21 protein-coding genes are annotated in these 23,327 nt (G+C 59.6%); all 21 read right to left on the bottom strand.

Translation table 11 applies throughout. The features are described from left to right. Window positions 1–2: 2 nt before the first annotated feature. The 21 genes from fliG to CQ009_RS26065 all read right to left on the bottom strand — a co-directional run bounded on the left by fliG (window position 3) and on the right by CQ009_RS26065 (window position 23,317). Window positions 3–1,022 (bottom strand): flagellar motor switch protein FliG, encoded by a 1,020-nt coding sequence (gene fliG / locus CQ009_RS26165; protein WP_039761172.1) that lies wholly within the window; start codon window positions 1,020–1,022, stop codon window positions 3–5. After that, window positions 1,015–2,802: a flagellar basal-body MS-ring/collar protein FliF gene (gene fliF / locus CQ009_RS26160; protein WP_105709135.1), complete on the bottom strand. Its 1,788-nt coding sequence runs from the start codon at window positions 2,800–2,802 to the stop codon at window positions 1,015–1,017. Before fliF ends, fliG begins: the two co-directional genes overlap by 8 nt. Before the next feature lie 15 nt (window positions 2,803–2,817). After that, window positions 2,818–3,147: a flagellar hook-basal body complex protein FliE gene (gene fliE, locus CQ009_RS26155; RefSeq protein WP_064390858.1), complete on the bottom strand. Its 330-nt coding sequence runs from the start codon at window positions 3,145–3,147 to the stop codon at window positions 2,818–2,820. A 127-nt stretch (window positions 3,148–3,274) separates the two neighbouring features. Next, window positions 3,275–4,666, bottom strand: coding sequence for a sigma-54 dependent transcriptional regulator (locus CQ009_RS26150; RefSeq protein WP_105709134.1), 1,392 nt, complete (start codon window positions 4,664–4,666; stop codon window positions 3,275–3,277). A gap of 5 nt (window positions 4,667–4,671) precedes the next feature. After that, a complete protein-coding gene (locus CQ009_RS26145; protein ID WP_177431003.1) occupies window positions 4,672–5,865 on the bottom strand; it encodes a PAS domain-containing sensor histidine kinase in 1,194 nt (397 codons plus the stop codon). Window positions 5,866–5,992: 127 nt separating this feature from the next. Continuing rightward, window positions 5,993–7,468 (bottom strand): sigma-54 dependent transcriptional regulator, encoded by a 1,476-nt coding sequence (locus CQ009_RS26140; RefSeq protein WP_064390855.1) that lies wholly within the window; start codon window positions 7,466–7,468, stop codon window positions 5,993–5,995. A gap of 172 nt (window positions 7,469–7,640) precedes the next feature. Further along, window positions 7,641–7,937 carry a hypothetical protein gene (locus CQ009_RS26135; protein WP_016984299.1) on the bottom strand — a complete coding sequence of 99 codons (297 nt, stop codon included), beginning with the start codon at window positions 7,935–7,937 and terminating at the stop codon, window positions 7,641–7,643. Window positions 7,938–7,947: 10 nt separating this feature from the next. Further along, window positions 7,948–8,343, bottom strand: a complete 396-nt coding sequence (fliS, locus tag CQ009_RS26130) for a flagellar export chaperone FliS (RefSeq protein WP_064390854.1) — start codon at window positions 8,341–8,343, stop codon at window positions 7,948–7,950. Window positions 8,344–8,472: 129 nt separating this feature from the next. Beyond that, a complete protein-coding gene (gene fliD, locus CQ009_RS26125) occupies window positions 8,473–9,930 on the bottom strand; it encodes a flagellar filament capping protein FliD (RefSeq protein WP_105709132.1) in 1,458 nt (485 codons plus the stop codon). A gap of 82 nt (window positions 9,931–10,012) precedes the next feature. After that, entirely contained in the window at window positions 10,013–10,369 is a 357-nt protein-coding gene (locus CQ009_RS26120) for a flagellar protein FlaG (RefSeq protein WP_064390852.1), read from the bottom strand. Window positions 10,370–10,442: 73 nt separating this feature from the next. Next, a complete protein-coding gene (locus CQ009_RS26115) occupies window positions 10,443–11,294 on the bottom strand; it encodes a flagellin domain-containing protein (protein WP_064390851.1) in 852 nt (283 codons plus the stop codon). Between the two features lie 242 nt (window positions 11,295–11,536). Further along, a complete protein-coding gene (locus CQ009_RS26110; protein WP_064390850.1) occupies window positions 11,537–11,803 on the bottom strand; it encodes a hypothetical protein in 267 nt (88 codons plus the stop codon). Further along, complete coding sequence (locus CQ009_RS26105; protein ID WP_105709131.1) at window positions 11,800–13,089, bottom strand: motility associated factor glycosyltransferase family protein; 1,290 nt, start codon at window positions 13,087–13,089, stop codon at window positions 11,800–11,802. Before CQ009_RS26105 ends, CQ009_RS26110 begins: the two co-directional genes overlap by 4 nt. A gap of 88 nt (window positions 13,090–13,177) precedes the next feature. Continuing rightward, window positions 13,178–14,104 (bottom strand): ketoacyl-ACP synthase III, encoded by a 927-nt coding sequence (locus CQ009_RS26100; RefSeq protein WP_064390848.1) that lies wholly within the window; start codon window positions 14,102–14,104, stop codon window positions 13,178–13,180. Between the two features lie 227 nt (window positions 14,105–14,331). Continuing rightward, window positions 14,332–15,384 carry a pseudaminic acid synthase gene (gene pseI / locus CQ009_RS26095; RefSeq protein WP_105709130.1) on the bottom strand — a complete coding sequence of 351 codons (1,053 nt, stop codon included), beginning with the start codon at window positions 15,382–15,384 and terminating at the stop codon, window positions 14,332–14,334. Next, a complete protein-coding gene (gene pseG / locus CQ009_RS26090; RefSeq protein ID WP_105709129.1) occupies window positions 15,377–16,882 on the bottom strand; it encodes a UDP-2,4-diacetamido-2,4,6-trideoxy-beta-L-altropyranose hydrolase in 1,506 nt (501 codons plus the stop codon). Before pseG ends, pseI begins: the two co-directional genes overlap by 8 nt. Further along, entirely contained in the window at window positions 16,879–17,574 is a 696-nt protein-coding gene (gene pseF, locus CQ009_RS26085) for a pseudaminic acid cytidylyltransferase (protein ID WP_064390845.1), read from the bottom strand. Before pseF ends, pseG begins: the two co-directional genes overlap by 4 nt. Then, a complete protein-coding gene (locus CQ009_RS26080; protein WP_064390906.1) occupies window positions 17,571–18,191 on the bottom strand; it encodes a pseudaminic acid biosynthesis-associated methylase in 621 nt (206 codons plus the stop codon). The genes pseF and CQ009_RS26080 overlap by 4 nt, the downstream gene beginning before the upstream one ends. 31 nt (window positions 18,192–18,222) lie before the next feature. Then, window positions 18,223–19,380 carry a UDP-4-amino-4,6-dideoxy-N-acetyl-beta-L-altrosamine transaminase gene (pseC, locus tag CQ009_RS26075; protein ID WP_105709128.1) on the bottom strand — a complete coding sequence of 386 codons (1,158 nt, stop codon included), beginning with the start codon at window positions 19,378–19,380 and terminating at the stop codon, window positions 18,223–18,225. Continuing rightward, the gene (gene pseB / locus CQ009_RS26070; protein ID WP_105709127.1) at window positions 19,377–20,378 is read right to left on the bottom strand and encodes a UDP-N-acetylglucosamine 4,6-dehydratase (inverting); all 1,002 of its coding nucleotides are present in this window, start codon (window positions 20,376–20,378) and stop codon (window positions 19,377–19,379) included. The genes pseC and pseB overlap by 4 nt, the downstream gene beginning before the upstream one ends. 23 nt (window positions 20,379–20,401) lie before the next feature. Next, window positions 20,402–23,317 (bottom strand): TIGR00180 family glycosyltransferase, encoded by a 2,916-nt coding sequence (locus tag CQ009_RS26065; protein ID WP_105709126.1) that lies wholly within the window; start codon window positions 23,315–23,317, stop codon window positions 20,402–20,404. Window positions 23,318–23,327 lie beyond the last annotated feature (10 nt).

Here is a 23,327-nt window from a genome sequence, read left to right as displayed (position 1 = left end):
GCTTAGATCATTTCCTCGCCACCTTTGCCGCCGAGTACGATTTCGCCGGCTTCGGCCATACGACGGGCAATGGTGAGGATTTCTTTCTGTGCGGTTTCGACGTCGCTGACACGCACCGGGCCTTTGGCCTCGAGGTCGTCGCGCAACAGTTCGGCAGCACGTTTGGACATGTTCTTGAAGATCTTCTCTTTGACGCCCTCGTCCGAACCCTTGAGGGCCAGCACCAGCACGTCGGAAGACACTTCGCGCAGCAACGCCTGAATGCCACGGTCGTCGACATCGGCGAGGTTGTTGAACACGAACATGAGGTCTTCGATCTGACCGGACAGGTCTTCGTCGACTTCGCGGATCGAGTCCATGAGCTGGCCTTCGATCGAGCTGTCGAGGAAGTTCATGATGTCCGCCGCGCGCTTGATGCCACCCAGGGTGGTGCGCGAGGCATTCGAGTTGCCGGAGAACTGCTTCTCGAGAATCTGGTTCAGTTCTTTCAGTGCCGCTGGCTGCACGGTGTTCAACGACGACACGCGCAGGATGATGTCCAGACGCACTTTGTGGTCGAAATTGCCGAGTACTTCACCGGCCTGATCCGGGTCGAGGTACGCGACCACGATCGCTTGAATCTGCGGGTGCTCGTAACGAATCACGTCGGCAACCGCGCGCGGCTCCATCCATTTCAGGCTGTCGAGGCCACTGGTGTTGCCACCGAGCAGGATGCGGTCGATCAGGCCGTTGGCCTTGTCTTCACCCAGGGCCTGGGTGAGCATTTTGCGCACGTAATCGTCGGAACCAACGCCGAGACTGGTCTGGTCGCCGACGATGTCGACGAACTCGCTCATGACCTGTTCGACTTGCTCGCGATGGACGTTGCCCATCTGCGCCATGGCTACGCCGACGCGCTGAACCTCTTTCGGGCCCATGTGGCGCAACACTTGTGCAGCATCGGTCGAACCCAGGGACAGCAGCAGAATCGCGGCTTTGTCGACCTTGGTCAGTTTGACGGCTGCGGCTCGGTTATCACTCATCTGCGTTAATCCACTCTTTCACGACCTGAGCCACACGACCCGGATCCTCGGCCACAAGGCTCTTGATTGCATTCAGTTGCGCGTCATAACCCTCGCTCGGGCTCGGCAACAGAATGCTCTGCGGACCACCGAGGCTCACGCGGTCGTTGGAAAGTTCGCCATCGAGGCCGCCCATCCCGCCGAGTTCCACGTCGCTGCCAAGACCGGCCAGCTCCTTGCCTTTGCCGCCGCCGGTAATGTTGTTGAGCACCGGACGCAGCACACCAAACACCAGCACCAGGATGAACAACACACCCAGCACTTGTTTGACGATGTCCCAGAACCATGGCTGGGAGTAGAACGGAATATCGGCAATCACTTCACCGCGCTCGGCGGAGAACGGCATGTTGATCACGCTGACGCTGTCGCCACGGCTGGCGTCGAAACCGACGGCGTCCTGCACCAGACGGGTGAAGCGCGCCAATTCGTCGGCGCTCCACGGCGCACGGGTGGTTTCACCGTTGGCCGCGTTGATCTTGACCTGATCGTCGACCACAACCGACACCGACAGACGATTCAGGCGACCCTGCTGCTGCTTGGTGTGGCTGATCGAACGGTCGAGCTCGAAGTTCTTGGTCGATTGTTGACGCTTGTCGGCCGGGTACGGCGCGAGCATTGGCTGGCCGGTGGCCGGGTCCATGATCTGCTGACCGTTGGCGTCAACCAATGGCTGACCTGGCTGGACCATGCTGGCCGGCGCGGCCGCGCCACCGGTGGTTTGCGGCGCAGAAGCCGGTGCCGGTGGCTGATTGCTCAGGGCACCCGGCACACCTTGCGGACCATTGCTGGCGGTGCGTTGCTCGTTGACCGACTGCTCGCTGCGCAACGCCGGTTGATCCGGGTTGAACTGCTCGGCGGTAGATTCGACGGCACTGAAATCGACATCGGCCGAGACTTCAGCCTTGTAGCGATCGTTGCCCAGTACCGGTTGCAGAATGTTGTGCACGCGCTGAGTGAGCATGCTTTCCATGCGACGGCTGTAATCGAATTGCTTGCCGGCCATGGTCATTTCAGAGTTTTCCGCCTGATCAGAGAGCAGGTTGCCCTTCTGGTCGACGACGGTGATCTGCGATTTGCTCAACTCGGGAACGGAAGTCGCCACCAGATTGATGATCGCAACGACCTGACCCGGCTCCAGCGAACGGCCGCTGTACAGCTCAACCAGCACCGAAGCGCTTGGCTTGCGTTCGTCACGGACAAACACCGAGCTCTTCGGAATCGCCAGGTGCACGCGGGCGCCCTTGACGTTGTTCAGGCTGGAAATGGTCCGCGCCAGTTCACCTTCGAGGCCGCGACGATAACGGGTCGCTTCCATGAACTGGCTGGTGCCCAGACCCTGTTCCTTGTCGAGGATTTCAAAACCGATGTTGCCATCGCTGGGAGTGACACCAGCGGCTGCGAGCTTGAGGCGCGCACGGGACAGATCATCGGCCTTGACCAGCAAGGCGCCGGAGTTCGGTTCGACGGTGTAAGGGATGTCGGCGGAGGCCAGGGTATCCATGACCTGTTTGGCGTCCATGCCGGCAAGGCTGCCGTACAACGGACGGTAATCCGGCTGCTGCGACCACAGCACCACGGCAAAGCCAATCGCCACGCTCGCAGCCAGGCCGACCAACAGGCCTACCTGACGCAGCATGGTCATCTCGGAGAGGTTTTCCAGGAAGGACAAGCCGAACAACGGCGGTTTGCCGTCTATCGGGGTGGCCTTGGCCGGAACATTATCGGCGACTGCTTCTGCCATGACTCAATCTCGTCCTTATACCGGCATCTGCATGATGTCTTGATAAGCCTGAACCAGTTTGTTGCGCACCTGGGTCAGAGCCTGGAACGACACGCTGGCTTTCTGCGAAGCGATCATCACGTCGGTCAGATCGACACCGCTTTTGCCCACTTCAAAGGCGTTGGCCAACTGAGTCGACGCGGTCTGGGTATCGCTGACTTTGTTGATCGCCTGACCGAGCATGTCGGAAAAGCTGCTGCCTCCCAGCTCAGGGACAGCGGTCGTCGATTTCGGCGCAGACATGGCATCCACTTTCATGGCCTGCATGTCCATCATCAACCGATTAAATTCAATACCTTGGCTCATGGTCTACTCTCTAGGGCGGCCCGCAATTTTTTGACACTCACTCGGCGGGTACACAGGTATTAGCAACAAGGGTGCCAGCTCACGGGCACCCCTTCAGAAAAGCGTTTGCAATGCATGACGCCACGGATCAAGTGGCGAACAGATAGCCTTCGACGTCCATCCCCGCATCGCGCATTTGCGCGAGTTTGTAGCGCAGGGTTCGCGGGCTGATGCCGAGTTTTTCCGCCGCTTCTTTGCGTCGGCCACGCTCGGTGCGCAGGGTGTCGATGATCATCTGAAACTCCCGGCGGCGCAGGTCATCGCCCAATGCCCCGGCGGAATCCACGTCGATTTCCACTTCACGAACCACGGTTTGCGCGGGCGCTGCGACCGGCAACGCGGCGAACGTCACGGCACCGGCGAGACAGAAATCCTGCGGCTGGATCAAACCTCCCTGCTGCAGAATCAGCGCGCGCTGAATCGCGTTATCCAGCTCACGAACGTTGCCTGGCCATGGGTAAGCGGTCAGGCACGCTTGCGCCTCAGGCGAAAGTTTCGCCGCGGCATGCTTCATTTTATTGACGTGTTTGGCCAACAAGCGCTCAGCCAGCGGCAAGATATCGGCAGTGCGCTCGCGAAGTGGACGCCAGGCCAGGGGGAAAACCGACAGACGGTAGAACAGATCCTCACGAAAACGCCCCGCCGCCACTTCGCCCGCCAAGTCGCGGTTGGTTGTCGCAACCACACGGATATCGAGGGTGATCGGCTTGCGCGCGCCGACGCGTTCCACCTCACGCTCTTGCAACACACGCAAAAGCTTGGCCTGCAGGCCGAGGGGCATTTCGGAAATTTCGTCGAGCAGAAGCGTGCCGCCGTCGGCCTGTTCGAACTTGCCTGCCTGCGCGGCGATGGCGCCGGTGAATGAACCCTTCTCGTGACCGAACAATGTTGCTTCAAGCATGTTGTCCGGGATCGCGGCGCAGTTGATGGCAATGAACGGTTGATTGGCGCGATGGGATTGCTGGTGAATGTAGCGCGCCAGCACTTCTTTACCGGTACCCGACTCACCAGAGATCAACACGGTGGAATCGCTGCGTGCGACTCGCGCCGCCAATTCGAGAAGCTGTGCACTGGCCGGCTCGACGGCAATCGGACCTTCGCTTTCGCTTGCGCCCATATTGCCCAACGCATGGCGCGCCACCAGATCCAGCAGCGCTTTGGGCTCAAACGGTTTGACCAGATAATCCGCCGCGCCTTGGCGCATGGCATCGACCGCGCGTTCGACGGCGCCATGGGCGGTCATCAACAACACCGGCAATTGCGGCTGGCGGGCCCGCAACAACGCGAGCAGTTGATGACCATCCATGCCGGGCATGTTGACGTCGCTGACCACCAGACTGAACGCCTCTCGCGCCACCGCCGTCAACGCGTCTTCAGCGCAACCGACCGCATGGTAATCATGGCCGGCCAGCAACAGCGTATCGGCCAGCGCCTCGCGCAAAGAACGATCATCCTCGACCAGCAAAACCTTGATGCCCATGACCTTTACTCAGCTCCCTGTACAACGGAAAACAGCGGCAGGATGACCTGCGCACACGTGCCACGCCCGACCCGCGAACGTAGCTGCAATTCTCCCTGATGCGCCCGGGCCACCGCCTTGACCACGGTCAGGCCCAGGCCAGTACCGGTCACTTTGGTGGTGAAAAATGGTTCGCCGAGCCGTGCCAGAACAGCGGGCTCGATGCCGCTGCCACTGTCGCTGACGCTGATGCGCAAGGCGTTGTCGCGGGTATAGCAGTGGACTTTCAGCCGTACATCGCCGGCGCTGGCCTGAATCGCGTTTTCGATCAGGTTCAACAACGCGCCGACCAGAGTGTCGCGGTTGCACAGCAACTCTCCGACATGACTGTCGCACTGCCAGCGGATTGGCAGATCCTGCACATGGGTCAGCGCCGCCGCTTGCAGGGCCTGCATCAAGGCGCCGGGAGTCAGGCGATCGGTCAGCGGCAATTCACCGCGAGCGAATACCAGCATGTCGCGCACCTGGTGTTCGAGCTCATGCAGGCGCTCTTTCAGGCGCCCGGCGAAACGCTGCTGCGTGGCCACCGGCAACTCCTGCTCAGTCAAATGACTGGCGTACAGCAGAGCAGCGGACAGCGGTGTGCGGATCTGATGAGCGAGCGAGGCAACCATGCGCCCCAGCGATGACAGACGCTCATGTCGCGCCAGCTGATCTTGCAGATGACGGGTTTCTGTCAGGTCGTTGAGCAGCACCAACTGACCCGGTTCGGCGTCCAGCGAGCGGGTGGCAATCGACAGGCGCCGACCGTTTTTCAGGGAGATTTCATGACCATCGTCTTCACGCGGGGCGAAGCAGCGCGCAATCACCTGGCGCCACAGTTCGCCTTCCAGTGGCAGGCCAAGCAGATCAATGGCAGCCGGATTGGCTTCGCGCACCATGCCGTGGCCGTCAATCACGATGACGCCACCGGGCAATAGATCGAGGAGGTTTTGCAGACGGTTGGCCAGGCGTTCTTTTTCCGCCAGTTCCTGCATGCGCTGGGCACTGACCACCGCCAGCTCACCTTTGAGCTCGGTCACCCGCGCCTCGAGCATGCTGTAGGAATCAGTCAACTGGCTGGACATCTGATTGAACAGCTCGAAGGCCTGCTCAAGACCCTGTCGGCTTGCCTGTTCTACGGAGGACGGTTGCCCCTCGGGACTGGAGGCAGAAGACATCTGGGCGGCTTGGGGCATTGTGCTTCTCGCTTGGCTGACCGTCAGTTAAACGGAACGTTGCGAGGGCTGTAGCAATACCCGTGCCTAAAAAAAACCGCTTATAAATGAAGCAGTTGAAAAACAGGCGTCAATCATCCGCCTGTTCATCTCCATCGCGCCGGCTCATGCCGTACTTGCGCATCTTCTCGACCAGCGTGGTACGGCGAATACGCAGACGCTCTGCGGCACGCGCCACAATGCCATTGGCATCGTCCAGCGCCTGCTGAATCAGGCCCTGCTCCAGACCACCGAGGTAGTCCTTCAGATCCAGGCCTTCCGGCGGCAGCATGGCATTGGCGGTGAAGTCCGGCGTATGGCCGTTGATGGCCACGCGCTCTTCCAGATCGCTGCGCAGGCTGTCGACCATTTGCTCGTCTTCGTCATCGACGTAGCGGAATTTCTTCGGCAGCTCGACCACGCCGATCACCCCGTACGGGTGCATGATCGCCATGCGCTCGACCAGGTTGGCCAGTTCGCGGACATTGCCCGGCCAGCCGTGACGGCACAGCGACATGATCGCCGCCGAGTTGAAGCGGATCGAACCGCGCTTCTCGTGCTCCATGCGCGAGATCAGTTCGTTCATCAGCAACGGGATGTCTTCGACACGCTCACGCAGCGGGGCCATCTCGATCGGGAACACGTTCAGGCGATAGTAGAGGTCTTCGCGGAAGGTGCCGATCTCGATCATGCTTTCGAGATTCTTGTGCGTTGCGGCGATGATGCGCACGTCGACGCTCTGGGTCTTGTTGCTGCCCACGCGCTCGAAGGTGCGTTCCTGCAGCACGCGCAGCAGCTTGACCTGCATCGGCAGCGGCATGTCGCCGATTTCGTCGAGGAACAGCGTCCCGCCGTTGGCCAGCTCGAAACGCCCGGCACGGCTGGTGATCGCGCCAGTGAAGGCGCCCTTCTCGTGGCCGAACAACTCGCTTTCGAGCAGCTCTGCCGGGATCGCCCCGCAGTTGACCGGCACAAATGGCGCGTCGCGGCGCTTGGAGTGGTAATGCAGGTTGCGCGCAACCACTTCCTTGCCCGTGCCTGACTCGCCGAGGATCAGCACGCTGGCGTCGGTGTCGGCGACCTGCTGCATCATCTGACGCACGTGCTGGATCGCCCGGCTGGTGCCGACGAGGCTGCGGAACAGATTGGGTTCGCGATGACGACCGCGCTCGCGGGCCTGGTCATACATTTCGCGATAGACCTGGGCGCGGTGCAGCGAATCGAGCAATTTGCTGTAGCTGGGCGGCATTTCGAGGGTCGAAAGCACTCGGCGACGCTGGTCATCAGGCAAGTCAACGGAAGAATTATCGCCCATCAACAAAACCGGAAGGAACTCATCCCAGGTTGAGAGTGTCTTTAGCAAGCCCAAAAGCGCGCCAGGAGCATTAACCGTCCCGATCAGTACGCAAATGACCTCACGACTAGACGACAAAGAGCCGACTGCCTGCTGCCAGTCATGGCTGCCGCAGGGTAAATTTTCTTCACCGAGAAAATTTAGAATCACCGCCAGGTCGCGGCGGCGGACGCTATCGTCATCGATTAGCAGAATTTTGGTTTCACGCCACATGCAATAGCAACTTCCCTAGTCAACTCAATGCCCGAAAAATGGGGCAAGCGACACGCTTGCAGGACACCATGTGCCTGTAGACGCCTGAAATCTGAAAACAGCCACTAGTTAAGTCAAAAAACCGTGCACAGTCAAATTTATGGCGCACATGTCTGGATTAACTGGAGGTTAATTAACCAAACAGATGGTAAACCTTTGCCGCCTTCTGCGCTTGGGTGATCTGCGACATCTCGTTGGCTATCGCCTGCCGCTCACCCATGGCCACCTCAAGAAGCTCCTTGTAAACATGGAGCAACTCCTCAAGATTATCGCGCAACGCGACTTCATCCAGTGCAGCTTCAGCCATGACGTCTTCCATGCAGGAACGGCAAGCCAGATCCAGCTCACCAATAGCTTCCCAATTGCGCTCGGCCAAGGCAGTGACCAACGCTTCACGGGTATCGGCAATTCGCTGCAATACAAGACTCATGGTGCTCTCCTTAAAACTGGGGGCCCGGCGGAGCAATGCCGTCCCAGCCTTCCTTCACAGTGCGCAGCAGGCCGGCAATCTCGTCGAGAATCTTCGGGTCGCTCTTGACGTTGGCTTCGGCCAGTCGCTTCATCATGTAAATGTAGAGCTGATTGAGCTCACCTACCGAATCGGCGCTGTTTTCCAGATCCAGGCCTTCACACAAGCCACCAATGATGCCAACGGCCTTGCTGATGGCCGTGCACTTGGCAGGAACATCCTTGCGCTCAATGGCGCCCTTGGCCTGAGCAATGCGCTCCAGACCGCCTTCCATCAACATTTGCACCAGACGGTGCGGGCTCGCTTCGGACGTCTGTGCGTGTGCGCCGACTTTCTGGTATTGCCGAAGGGCTAACATCGGATTCATGTTCTACCTCATTGCCACAATGACTCGTATATCCAGTGTATCGCCAACGAATCAGAGAACTTTAGATCAAAAGACAAAAACCCGGCGCACGCCGATAAAGCGTAGCCGGGTTTTTGTCGTGCACGTCTGTTACTTCGCGGACTGCTGAGCGTTCAGCGAGGTGAAGAACGAGGTAATGCTGCTCGCCGTCGCCTTCATCTGCCCTACCAGCAAGTCCATGGCGTTGTACTTGGCAGTCAACGTCTTGGTCAGGTTGGCGACACGCAAGTCCAGCGCCAATTGCTGCTCGGTCAGGCTTTTGGTGTTCTTGGTAAGAATAGCCATGCGCTGATCAAGCAAACCACTGCCGGTAATATCACCTGTAGCTGGCTTGAGATACGGGTCCACCGCTTTGCTCATGCGCGCCAACAGACCATTGGTGTCGTCGGTACCGGTGAACAACTGTTGAACCTGACCGGTCATGCCTGGCTGGGCCATGGTTTTGGTGAAAGCGCTGGTATCAAACGTCAGGTTACCGGTGTTGCGGTCGGTCATTACACCCAACTGCGACAGCACCGCCAACGGACCGCCAGCCCCCGTGTTGGTCAACTCGGCACGTACGTCAGCAATCAACGTGCGCGGCATCGCGTCGCCGGTGAATGCCGCTTGCACGGTCAACTTGCCATCGGCATCCGGCGTCGCCTTGGACAGCGTATCGATGGTGGTCTTCAAGGTATTGTAAGCGTCGACGAACGACTGAATCGATGTCTGCAGACCTTTGGTGTTGGCGTCCACGGTGACAGCCGTAGGCTTGCTCGGCGGCGTGCCCTCACTGACCGTCGTCAAATTCAGGGTCAAGCCACTGATTGCGCCGCTCACCGTGTTGCTTTTGCTGGTGACCTCAAGGCCGTCGATGGTCAGCTTGGCATTTTTCGCAACGCCGTTGACGGCGCCTGAAGCGCCTGCAGCCGGACTCGCGCCCATCTCCTGGGTACCATCGATTTCCAGACCGGCAATACCGCTGACTTTGAGGTCAGAGCCTTCGCCGGTCTTGCTCGAACTGATTACCAGGCGCGAAGCACCGGTACTGTCGGTCACGATGTTGGCAGAAATGCCGTTGGCGCCCTGAGCCTTGTTGATGGCGTCGCGAGTGGTCTGCAACGTGGCATTGGCCGGGATATCGACATTGTAATCAGTGCCATTCTGACTGATTTTCAGGGTACCACTCGGAATGGCACTGGCGGCACCGCCGGCGAAAGAGGCGCTGGCGATTTTCGAACCCGTGGCCAGCTGACTGACAACAACGTTGTAATTGCCCGAAACCGCAGTACTGTCGGAAGTCGCGGTCAGGTTGGTGTTGCTGGAAGTCGCGGTGAAGCCGGCAAATGCAGGATTGGTCTTGCTGCCCAGATTGGTCATTGCCGTCTGGAACGCGGTCAATGCGCTCTTCAGCGAACCGATGCCGGAAATCTTCAGCGTGTTGGCTTTGGTCGCGGTATCGATCTGCGTCTGCTTTGGCGCCTTGTCGGCGTTGACCAGCGCAGTGACGATCGCACCGATGTCCAGGCCGGAACCCAGTCCGGAACCCGGTAGAATTGGACTTGCCATGTGCATCTCCCTTCAGATTGTTGCCATTCTTTTGACCGTTACACGCGCCCTGAGAATGGACAAACATTATTCATGCCAGCTATCAGACTTTGGCGTCGAACAACACGTGACTCGCATTGGCCAGACTGTCTGCCAGCTTGAGGGCTTCTGCGGAGGGAATCTGTCGAACGACCTCACCCGTCTCGCTTGCGATCACCTTGACGATGACCTTCCCGGAATGCTCGTCGATCGAGAACTCCAGATTGCGCTTGATCGATTGTACGAATTTCTCGATCTCCTGCACCGCCAGTTTCAACTTGGCGTCGTCCGTAACCTGACTCTTGGCAGCGACCGGCGCTTCAGTCTTGGCAACTTTCGGCGTTTCTGACGGTTTGTCAGCAACCGGCGTGACTGGCTTGGGAGCCGGATAAGACTGGTTAAGCTTGACGCTCATGTCCATGCTCATCACCTCCTAACGTAAAAGGGCGAGAGAGCACGACAAGCGCACTCCCCCGCCCAAACTCGATCCGAAATTACTGAAGCAGCTTCAGTACAGCGGAAGGCAGTTGGTTGGCTTGAGCCAGAACGGAGGTCGAAGCCTGCTGCAGAGTTTGCTGCTTGGTCAGGTTAGCAGTTTCCGCGGCGAAGTCGGTGTCTTGTACACGACCCTGTGCAGCGGTGGTGTTCTCAACGATGTTCTGCAGGTTGGAGATGGTGCTGGTCAGACGGTTTTGCGAAGCACCCAGGCTGGCACGGGTATCACCGATCGCAGCGATAGCAGCGTCGATTGCAGTGATAGCGTTGTCGATGTTGCTACCAGCGGTAGCAGCGTCAGTACCGGTCAGAGCCAGAGTACCTTTGTCTACGGACAGGTTGACGGCGTCGAACTTGGAGCTCAGTACCAGGTCGATGTGGTTAGCAGTACCGGTGTTTGCGCCAACTTGCAGAGTCACAGTACCAGCCGAACCGTCCAGCAGGTTTTTGCCGTTCAGGTTGGTGGAAGCTGCGATACGGGTGATTTCGTCCGACATGTCGGCGAATTCTTTGTTGGTCGCTTTCTGGTCAGCAGTGCCGTTGGTGCCGGTACGTGCTTTAACAGCCAGTTCACGCATACGCTGCAGGATGTCGGTAGTAGCTTGCAGAGCGCCTTCAGCGGTCTGAGCAACGGAGATACCGTCGTTGGCGTTCTGGATAGCCTGGTTGCCACCGCGGATTTGCGATTGCATACGGGTGGAGATCTGCAGGCCAGCGGCGTCGTCTTTAGCGCTGTTGATTTTCAGGCCGGAAGACAGGCGCTGCATCGAAGTCGACAGAGCGTCGGAAGCGCGGTTCAGGTTTTTCTGAACGTTCAACGATGTGGTGTTGGTGTTTACTGTTAAAGCCATGACGAATTCCTCGTTGGTTGGGTACTGCGGCTTCCGGCCCTGGCAACCGCCGGGTATGGCCTAGAGAACCTTCGTAATAGTTATCGTCGGGATTGCAGGTTGCTTGAGGGCTTTTTGAAAAAAATTTGCCATCACCCTGCCACCCCCGCGAAAACAATGACTTAGCCACCCATCGCCCGCGAAAAAATGACGCCATAAAACCGACTGCCGCGCAAACCTGCGGGCCAGCGCTGTCGGCCTGCTCAGGCCGGAACGCTTTGCAGCAATTCGACCAGTTCATACTCCATATAGTCAGCCAGTCCCAACCAGTCCTGGCGCTCCTGGCAATCGAGCATTTGCGTGAGCACCTGGGTCCACATCTGCTGGGCATCCGCTGGCGCGGACAGCAGCCACTGCTGCGCTCCCTCGAAGACATCGACCATGCTCAACGCAGCCTCGACATCCCGCCCCAGCCGAAACAGAACTGCGCACTGACGGCATTCACCGATACACGCTTGCATCGCCGTCATTGCACGAACTCCTGATTGAACTGCGCTCCGGCGATCAGCGCGCCCGCCCGGCTGCTATTGAAGAACTGAACGTGCGGATGCGCAGCGATGTAACGTTCCAGCACACACAGATATCCGCGAAAGTTGAGTTGGGTACTGACACGCTGGCCATGCCCGTCGCGCACCCAATGCCGCGCCTGACTCACACCCGGACCCAGCTCGCCATCATTCCAGCCGGCGTGGGTCTTGTTCATCGGGAAGGCGAAGTCCGCGCCGAACAAGGTAATGCGCGTGCCGCCCAGTTTTACCGCCAGATCCACCGCCGGATGAATCACGCTGCCACCCACATGCAGTTCCCCGCGCAGATACTGCTCACGCAATTGCGCATACACCGGACTGGCCGAGTAGCCGCCGTAGCGCTTGCCCTTCCAGGCGCGCAACACCTCGGGGTCACTCATTGGCAAATACACCAGCGGGATATCGTCGGACGCTTCGAACGGCAAATGTCGAAAGCTGATGCGCTGATCAATGGTCACCACCAGATCCGGCACGATGCCGTGTTCACGCAATGGCCGATAAGCGGTGTCGACGCAGATGAACAGCGGAGGCTGTGCCTGAGCCTGGATGGCCGCCAGTGCCTGAAAATGCCCTTCAAGCGTCGGGCCGGTGCCGATCACATAGATCTCGCGCTCAGTGCACGTGCCAAACAATTGCGCGACATCGTCATCGCCGAGCAGCACCGGCAAGCAGTCCTGCAAGCGCTGCTGTATGAACGGAGACTGCGCATCGAATTCGCGATTGTTGAAACTCAGATGGACTTCATTGACCAGCCGATCGCGGATCTTCGCGCTGAAGTCATCGGCCAGCAGCATTTCGGCAGGCAGCGCAAAAAACGGCGAGCAAATGTCCGACAGATCGCCGGCGTAGAACAGTTCGGTACGCGGATCTTCCAGCCACTGGCGCTGATCAAGCAGTTGCAGCACCAGCGCGAACAACGCGCCGTTGAGGATGTGCACGTACAACCGTTGCAGCCCTTCGCGCTCCAGCAGCACAACGGGCAAATCCCCAAGAGCGGTGCCATAGACGTGCAACTGCGGCTTGTCGGGCAGGCTGGCGGCCTGAGTCTGCGCTTCATGAAGGCGATCGTGACGACTGGTGAGCTGAATGCCGTTGATGCTCAGCGTCGAGCCAAGTCCCTCGACCAATTGCGCCGCAACGGCCGCACTGTCTTCTGCCTGCAGTCGCTCGAACAGCGCCGGCCAGCGCCGCTGCAACACCTCGGCATTGGCTTGAAAAAACTCGCTCATGGCGCCTCGCGCTCCCCGTTCAGGCAAAAAAATAGCGCTCAAGGTTAACCTTGAACGCTATTTTTGTATCCGCCGTTTTTGCTTCGGTTCAAGGACGATAGATGATCGCCGAGCCCCACGACAGACCAACGCCAAAACCGCTGAGCGCAATACGCTGCCAATCGGAATCGATGACGTGCTTTTCCAGCAGCAACGGAATGCTCGACGACACGGTGTTGCCGGTCTCGACCATGTCTTTGATGAACTTCTCCGGCTCGCCTTCGAAACGCCGCGCCACGGCATCGACAATCGCCGCACTGCCCTGGTGAATGCAGAAGGCATCGATGTCATCGGCTTTCAGACCGGAATCATCGAGCAGTTCGTGCAAGTGTGCCGGGACTTTGAGCAGGGCAAAGTTGAACACCTGACGACCGTTCATGAAGAACACGCCATCGGTGACTTTCAAGTGCGGTGCACCGGAGCCGTCAGTGCCGAACTTGGCCTTGCCCAGCGCCCAGACCGGATCTTCGCCCATCCACGTGGCGGTCGCGGCATCGCCGAACAGCATGGTGGTGTTGCGGTCTTCCGGGTCGACGATTTTCGAATACGGGTCAGCGGTGATCAGCAGGCCGTTCTTCAGGCCGGCGGCTTCCATGAAGCCCTTGATCGCGTAGATGCCGTAGACGTAACCGGAGCAGCCCAGGGAGATGTCGAACGCCGCGACATTGGTCGGCAAACCGAGTTTGTCCTGCACGATCGCAGCGGTGTGCGGCAGGCCTTCTTCGTCACCGTTCTGAGTGACGACGATCAACGCGTCAATCGATTCACGCTTCAGCTCAGGGTTGCTGGCAAACAGCGCATTGGCCGCTTCCACGCACAGATCGGAAGTTTCCTGTTCAGCGTCTTTGCGTGGCAGAAACGCCGAACCAATCTTGCCAATGATGAACTCTTCATCCTTTTCGAATTTTGCACCTTGTGCGTAATTGTCCACGCCGGCTACAGGAACGTAGCTCGCAATGCTTTTTATGCCAATCATTACGGCTTCCCAATAAAAAAACAGCCCAAGACCACCGCTCGCAAGGATTTCGAGGGGCGCCGACAAACAGAAAACGGCCGCCACAACGGGCAGCCACGGGGAGCGCAAAGGGCTATCACTGGAATCGAAAACGAGCCAGGCGCCATCTCCCCGATCAATACAATACAGTGAAGATGCGCGTTATGACTCGCAGGTCACGCTATTTTGCCGATTCGGTGCAGATCGGCTTATTCGACCAGCGACCAGTCCAGCGGCGTGCCGCGCTTGATCGGCGCACGTGCGCGGCGGCCGAGGACGGCGTCGGTGTGTTTGGGCGGCAGACCGAGACCGGGGCGAATCGCCCGCAGATTGTCCCCGGTAAAGGTGTCACCGGCGGCCATGTCGGCGGTAACGTACAGCGAGCGGCGATACACCACCGATTTCAGTTCGGCTTCGGTGGCGCCGTAACGCACTTGACCCAAGGCCTGCCAGGCACGTTCGGTTTCCACCACCAGACTGGCCATTTCTGCCGGTTCCAGCGAGAAACTCGCATCGACGCCACCCGCCGAACGGTCGAGGGTGAAGTGTTTTTCCACTACCGTCGCGCCAAGCGCCACCGCCGCCACCGACACACCCACGCCCATCGAGTGGTCGGACAGCCCCACCTCGCAACCGAACAACTCACGCAGATGGGGAATCGTGCGCACGTTGCTGTTGAGCGGAGTTGCCGGGTAAGTGCTGGTGCATTTGAGCAGCACCAGATCCTTGCAGCCGGCTTCACGCGCGGCGCGCACGGTTTCATCCAGCTCGGCGATACTGGCCATGCCCGTAGAGATGATCAGCGGCTTGCCGGTAGCCGCCACGCGGCGAATCAGCGGCAGGTCGGTATTCTCGAAACTGGCGATCTTGTAGGCCGGCACGTCGAGGCTTTCGAGAAAATCCACCGCCGTCTCATCGAACGGCGTCGAGAATGCCAGCATGCCCAATTCCCTGGCGCGGGCAAAAATCGGTGCGTGCCATTCCCACGGCGTATGGGCCTTTTCGTACAGGGCATACAAAGAAGTGCCTGCCCACAGACTGCCTGGATCCTTGATGAAGAACTCACCTTCGGCCAGATCCAGGGTCATCGTCTCGGCGGTATAGGTTTGCAGCTTCAAGGCATGTGCACCGGCCTTGGCCGCCGCTTCGACAATTTGCAGGGCCACGTCCAGCGACTGGTTATGGTTGCCGCTCATCTCGGCAATGATGAAGGGCGGCGCATCGGCGCCGATCGAGCGGTCGCCGATCTTGAAACTAGTCATGCGGGTGATCCTTCAAAACACGGGTGAACGCACAGGCACTCTGGGTAAACCCGGCGTCACGAAACACATTCAGTGAGGGCAGATTGTCCGGCATGACACGGGCGCTGATGACCGTCAGTTGCGGCCAGTGTGCGGCGACAAACGTTTGGCCACGGGTCAACAGCGCCCTGCCCCAGCCGAGGCCGAAACGTCCTTGCAACAGGTAGAACGATACTTCGGCTTCAAAACCACGCAAGTCATAACGCAACACCCCGACGGCGCCGTCGTCCGCCTCGGCGATCAACAGCAACCGCTGCGGATTACGCAAAGCTGCCGTCAGCCAGTTGAGGTGTTGCGCCCAATCGATCGCGCCAGTCTCCGGCGACCAGCGCTGCACGGCTTGGGCATTACGTCCCTCGAACAGCAACTGCGCATCGTCCAGCGTCGCCGGGCGCAGCTTGAGCACCGCGCCCGCCAGCGCTGCCGCGACGCGCTCGGCGCCGCGACCATCGACCAGTCGCCGCGAACGCTCGGCCAGGCTCTGTCGCAGAAAATGGTTGCCCACAACAAAACCGACAGCGTCACGCAACTGCTCGACACTGACCTGCTCGCGGGCGCCCATGAACACATGCGCCCCCGCCGCCGCCATCACTTCACCGTTGTTCTGCTGGTTGTTCGACACCGCAATGCAGATCGTTGGCAAACCCAGCGCCGCGCGCTCCCAACTGGTGCCGCCGCCGGCGCCGATAAACAGGTCCGCCTCAGTCATGCGTTGATGGAAATCACTGACAAAACTGTGCAGGCGCCAGTTCGGCCGCGTCTCGGCCAAGGCCTGCATCTGCGCCCAAGCCGGGTTGTCGGCGCCAGCAACGAAATCCACCTGCAACTCGCTGAATTCAGCGAGGGCGAGCATCGCGTGATGAGTCTGCATCGCCGCATCGAAGCCGCCGAAATTCACCAGTACCCGGCGAGCTGTGGGTTTGATCTCGATGGCCGGGCAATTGAACTCTTCGCGCAGCATGGCGTAGCGCGGGCCGAGCAACGTGCGGCAACCTTCAGGCAGCAGAGGTGAGTAGTTTTCGCTGAGTCCGGACAAGTTCTGATTGAGCAAAAGATCAACGCTGTAGCGTCGGGTCGCCAGATCATCCACCGCCGCGATGCGATGCGCCCAGCGGCGTGCAGCGGTTTGCCAGTGATGATCGAGGCCGTAATGATCGACGATGATCCAGTCGAACTCGGCATGGCCGCCCAGCAGCAGACCCAGTGCGTCGATATCGGCCTGCCACGGCAGCATCGATTCGATGGCTTGCTGCGGGTCTTCAGCGGGGTAGAGATCGGGCAGCGCAAAGGTCTCAAACCCTTCGCCGCTCAGCATATCGAGCCGATGCCCCGGCAATTGCCGACAGGCAAACGCGACGTGGCTGCCCTGCCCGCGCAACACGCGCGCCAGCGTCAGGCAGCGGGCGATATGACCACTGCCGATGGTCGGCGAGGCGTCCGCGCGAATCAGCACTCTCATTGCAGCTCTCCGCCAGCCTTGAGCGCGGCATACAAGTATTCGGCGCGCTTCCAGTCCTCAGGCGTGTCGATGTCCTGCACCAGGTGCCGGGGCAGAACCACCGGCAGACTGGCCGGCGAATAGACCGCCTCACCACGCAACCAGGCCTCACTGCGGCCCCAGTAAAACTGACCGGCATCCTGAAACGCTTCGGGCAGATCCTGCGAGCGGGTATGGCGAAATTCCGGGTACAACGCCTTCAAGGCGCCCTGCCCGTCCAGCGTCAGCGCACGCTGCACCGGAAACCCGAAGCTGCACACGGAAAACGCAAAAGACTTGTCGGGATGCTGCTCCAGCAACTCGATTCCCTGGCGCAGATAATGCGCCTGCAACAGCGGCGCCGTGGCGTACACACAGCAGGCATAATCGAACGCCGGCAACTGCTGCAAGGCATGCACGATCACTGCCGCCGTGCCGGTGAAATCATCGGCCAGTTCCTCCGGGCGCAGGAACGGCACCTGCGCACCCTGCGTGCGTGCCACATCGGCAATCTCGGCATCGTCGGTGCTGACCACGACCTGATCGAACAAGCCTGATTCCAGCGCGGTGCGGATCGAACGGACAATCATCGGCACGCCATCGAACGGCAAGAGATTCTTGCGCGGGATGCGTTTGCTGCCGCCACGGGCCGGGATGATTGCAACCTTGCTCAAGGACGTTTTTCCAGCAGGAACCAGGTGACATCGTCCGCCGGGAATTGCGGGTCACGGTGATAGACAAAGCCGTAATCGAGCAATTGCAGATCAGCATAGCGATCAAGCATCTCGCCAGCGAAATCGCGCTTGAACAGCTTGCCACTGTTACCGCGATAGGAGACTTCCACCGGGGCCGGATTGTAATACTCGGCAATCAGGATGTAGCGCTGGCTCAACTCGTACAACTGCGCATAAGCGGTCGGCAACAGCTCCGGGGCCAAGTGAATCAGCACGCCTTTGCTCAGGGTCAGGTCGTAGCAGCGCTCGCGCGGAAAATCGAACAGCGAGCCATGCCAGATATGGGCAATGTCCAACGCCTGGGCCTGAGCACAGGCGCTGTCATTGATCTCGACGCCGAACAGCTCACAGCGCGGCAGCAACTGATGCAGCGCCTGCAAATTGTTGCCGGCGTTGGTGCCCAGTTCGACCAGGCTGGCGATGCGCCCGGCGCGGCTCAGCGCTTTGGCAAACAATGCCAGATTCGCCGCCACCAGCGGTTGGCCGACATTGCGCTCGACGTACTGGTTACCGAAGTCGCCCTGCCAGAATTTTTCCTGCTCACTCAAATGACGCATTGTCATTACTCGTCCATTGCCTCAGCGGCCATTATTCGGTCAGCCGACGCAATTGCTCGACCACGTAATCCTGCTGTTCATCGCTCAACAACGGAAACAGCGGCAGGCTGACCGCCTCGGCGTAGTAACGCTCGGCCTCGGGGAAGTCGCCCTCGGCAAAACCCAGCGCTTGATAGTAAGGCTGCAAGTGCACCGGGATGTAATGCAGATTCACGCCAACACCGGCGGCACGCAAGCCTTCGAACACCTGACGATGGCTGAGGCTGATGCGCTCGGTCTGCAAACGAATCACATACAGATGCCAGGCAGATTCAGCCTCTGGCTGAAGGCTCGGTAGCGTCACCGGCAAGTACGCCAACAAGCGATCATAACGCGCCGCCAGTTCACGACGACGGGCGATAAAGTCGTCGAGTTTGCCCAGTTGCGACAAACCCAGCGCAGCTTGCAGATCGGTGATGCGGTAATTGAAACCCAACTCGATCTGCTGGTAGTACCACGGACCGTGGCTGGGTTCGCTCATCTGCAGCGGATCACGAGTCATGCCATGGCTGCGCAGACGTTGCAGACGCTCGGCCAGTTCCGGGCGGTTGGTCAGCACCATGCCGCCTTCGGCGCTGGTGATGATCTTCACCGGATGAAAGCTGAACACCGTCATGGCTGCGAATTGGCCACAGCCGACCGGACGCCCGGCATAGCTTGCGCCCACGGCGTGCGAGGCATCCTCGATCACCGTGAAGTTGTAGCGCTCGGCAAGCATGGCAATCTTGCGCATGTCGCAGCTCTGTCCGGAGAACGCTACCGCCACCAGAACTTTCGGCAACGTGCCGTCACGCTCGGCCTGATCGAGCTTCGCTTCGAGGGCGAACGCATCGAGGTTCCAGGTCAGCGCATCGATGTCGACGAAATCTACCTCGGCACCGCAATAGCGTCCGCAATTGGCGGAAGCGAGAAAGGTGTTCGGCGTGGTCCACAAACGATCACCCGGCCCCAGCCCTGCGGCCAGGCAAGCAATGTGCAGCGCTGCCGTGGCATTGCACACCGCCACAGCGAAATCGGCTTGGCAACGCTCGGCCATCGCCTGCTCGAAACGCTCGATGCCCGGCCCTTGGGTCAGCCAGTCCGATTGCAGCACCTCGACCACGGCGTCGATGTCCGCCTGATCGAGACTCTGCCGACCATAGGGAATCATGTCGAAAGCTTCGCGTGCAGATCGGCGATCTGCCCGACCGAGAGGAAATGCGGATTGGTGTCGGAGCGATACTCGAAATCTTCGCTCACGGCACGCCCCTGCTCGCCGAGCTTGTCGACGGCAAAATCGACATCGACGCTGGTGAAGCGAATGGACGGCTGGATGGTGTAGTGATCCTCAAACTCAAGGGTCATCCGCGCATCGTCCAGCGGTACCATCAACTCATGCAGCTTTTCACCGGGACGAATGCCGACGTTTTTGTGCGGCAGGTGTTCGGCCATGCCGCGCGCCAGATCGACGATGCGGATCGACGGAATCTTCGGCACAAACACTTCACCGCCGTGCATGCGCGCAAAGCTGTCGAGCACAAACTGCACACCGTGGTCGAGGGTGATCCAGAACCGCGTCATGCGTTCGTCAGTGATCGGCAACTCCTGCGCGCCATCGGCAATCAGTTTGCTGAAGAACGGCACCACCGAACCGCGCGAACCCGCCACATTGCCATAGCGCACCACGGCAAAACGGGTTTCCTGCTCGCCGGCAATGTTGTTGGCCGCGACGAACAACTTGTCCGAAAGCAACTTGGTCGCGCCGTACAGGTTGATCGGGCTGGCCGCCTTGTCGGTGGACAGCGCGACGACCTTCTTCACGCCGTTGTCGATGGCGGCAGCGATGATGTTCTCCGCGCCGTTGACGTTGGTGCGAATGCATTCGGTCGGGTTGTATTCCGCCGCCGGCACTTGCTTCAACGCGGCGGCATGCACCACGTAGTCGATGCCGCGCATGGCCTGACGCAGACGGTCAGCGTCACGCACGTCACCAATGAAATAACGCATGCACGGCGCGTTGAACGTCTGCTGCATTTCGTACTGTTTCAACTCGTCACGGGAGAACACCACCACGCGTTTGGGCTGGTATTGCTCAAGCAGTCGGGCGATGAATTTGCGCCCGAACGAGCCGGTGCCGCCAGAGATGAAAATCGATTTACCGTTGAACATAGGTTGATTCCTGTCCAGCACGCTTAGGCGAGCAACTGAGCCCAATTGATCGAGCTGTTTTCGCCCAAGGTAAAACCTTTGCCGGTCAGGGCCAGGTTGGCGTTGTAAGCCGGATCCTGCGCGAACGCATCAGGCCATTTCTCACGCAGTGCCGCCAGTGTTTGGGGAGCCTCTGGCAACGCGCCGGTATGCAGCACCTGCACCGACGGCGTCCACACAGTGAGGAAACCGTTCTGACTTGCCTTGAGGCACAGATCGACATCGCTGAAACCGTCAGCGAAGGTCACTTCGTCCAGCCCACCGAGAGCGTTGAACAGCTCTTTGCGCACCATCAGGCAGACCTTGGACACAGCCGAGTAATTCTGCTCGACGGCCAAACGCTGCATGTAGCCCTCGGCCGCATGTTTTTCGCCGATGAACGCCGAACCCACCCCATCGTTCAGGCCTAGAATCAAGCCGGCCTGGGAAATCCTGCCATCGCGGTCGACCAGTTTGGCGCCGACGATGCCCACTTCCGGACGCTGGGCCTGGTTGAGCAACGAGTCGATCCAGTTCGGGTTGACGACTTCGCTGTCAGCGGCCAGGAGCACCAGATAGTCACCCCGCGCCTGTTCGCTGGCGGCGTTATACAACGCCACTTCACCGAGCGCCTGATCGGCACGCAAGACATTGACGCGGGGATTGCGCAACTGACCCAGCCAGTCGTTGACCGCCGCCGACTGATTCGGGTTGGCCGCCACCAGTAATTCATAACGGCTGTAGCGGGTTCTGAGCAGCACACCCTCCACGCAACGGCGCAGCGCTGGCAGGTCATCACTGGCCGGCACAATGATCGACACCATTGGCAGTTCGGTATGACGATAATCGACCTGCCAAGTGCCTGGCAGCGACGAAGTGACCTTGGCCTTGTAGCCGCGATTGCCCAAATGACGCAGCAACGCCAGGCGCTCGTGGGCATTCTCTTGCACTGCAGCGGCCTGGGTAATCAGCAGCGGCTCATCGAGGTGCGCCAGACCGCCGAGACCACCCTGCTCAATCAGGCGCAACAACAGGTCAAACTCCAGCGCCTTGCTGAAATCGGCCTGATAACCGCCCGCTTCAAGGAAAACGTCGCGTCGAATCAGCCAATGGCGCGCCATCAGCGATGGCACGCTTTGCAGCAAATCAAGGTTGAAACCCGGACGGAATACATCCACCAGCGCGCCATCTTCAGTGCGCTGGATTTCATCGGTGGCCACCGCGCGCAGATCCGTGGCGGACATCAATTCCAGGCCAGCACGCAACAGGCCACCGGCGGTGAATTCATCGCCCGCGTTGGCCAGCAGCAACCAGTCGCACGGAGACTGCGCGGCGCTCTGGTTGAGTTTGTCGATGAAGTTGCCCGGCGTGACCCGGACAAAGTGCAAGGTATTCTGTGCAGTGGTCGCACTCTGTGGCTCGTCCGTGGTGAAGACCACGATTTTGAAGGCTTTGCTGTGCCCTTCGACGAGGCTGTCGAGGGTAACTTGCAGCTTGTCGATGTCGTTGTCCAGATCCAGCAGGAAAATGCCGAATTGTGGTCCGCCATTGTTCGCCGCCAGATGCGCGGCAATCAACCCGGCTTGTTCGGCGTCCGGCTTGCGGGCAGCCATCCAGTCGAGCAAACGGCCTGAGCGCATTTTGTTGAAGACCGGGTAGTGTTCGACATTTGACACGACGTCAAGACGCGTCGCCCACTCAGCCATTTCCTGCGCCTGATCGTCCTCGCCGAGGATCTGCAGTTGCTCGGCCAGACGCTTGACCACGCGACGGTTGAACACGTTGCTGTCGTGGGCCTGCCACAAACGGTCGAGGACACTTTCCGCCGTATCGTTATTGCGCGACTGCAACAGGTACTCCTGGCGGGTCCAGATGCCTTCGAGCTTTTCCAGTTGGATACGACCGGCCGGCATCGCGTGCAGCAGAAACTCGAACTGGGCCAGCAAGTCAAAGAAGCGCTGGTTGTAGAACGGCATCTCGACGTATTGCCGTGGCCCGAATTTGCGCTCAGGGGCTTTGGTCAGGTGGTTCCAGGTCGACTCGAAAATCAACTCGGCCGTCAACGCCCGCCCGGTGACCAGGCTGTCGGTCATGGCCGCGAAACTTTCCAGGGCAAACGCCTTGCGCTGCGCCTGATCGAGATCCTTGATAGCGGTCGGCAACGAGGCGAGGAATTCGGCGAAGGCTTCGCGCTCGGCCACCGACTTGGAGTCGGTGTACGACAGCGCGTGATACACCTCGGTGTTGTGGTCGGAGAAACCGACATTGATCTCGCGCACGACATACGGGATCGGCAGGATCCGCGCCTTGGCGTTCGCCAGCAGGTAATAGGTGTGGCCGATCTCCTGCCATTCGAAACTGGTGCCCGGCGGCAATGCCGCGTACCAGTCCTGAATGATCGAGGTGCGGCAGACCCCATAGAACGGCGGCACATACTGATGCATGAAATCGAGGACTCGATCCTCGGCGCGCTCTGAGGCGTAGTCTTCGCAGATCTTCTTGTCGCGGCGGTAGTAGCTGACGCTGCCGGCCAGCGCCAGGTACATCAGGCAGTAGCCGTGGCACAGACCATAGTCGCGGTTGGCTTCGAGGAAGTTGACCGACTCGGCCAGCGATTCGTGCAGGATGAAGTCGTCGTCGGCGGCGAACACCATATAAGGCGTGGTCAGTTGCGCAACGCCATAGGTCAGTTTGGCCTGCATGCCCCAATAGGCAAATTGCGGCAGGTGCTGATAGTCGACCGCCGAAAAATCACCTTCCGGGCGCTCGGGAGACGAGTCCAGCACCAGAACCTTGCAAGGCAGGCTGCTGTAATACTGCAGCGCTCGACGCAGAAACGCCGGGCGGTTGTGGGTGATCAGTACCACCGTCAGCAACTCGCTCAATGGCAGCTTTTGTTCAGAAACAGACTTGCCTTGCATAACTTCTCCC

It is taken from the genome of Pseudomonas sp. MYb2 (assembly GCF_002979955.1).
In the GTDB taxonomy this organism is placed as follows: domain Bacteria; phylum Pseudomonadota; class Gammaproteobacteria; order Pseudomonadales; family Pseudomonadaceae; genus Aquipseudomonas.
Note: the sequence above shows the minus strand (reverse complement) of the source record. Positions and strands in the feature narration are given on the sequence as shown.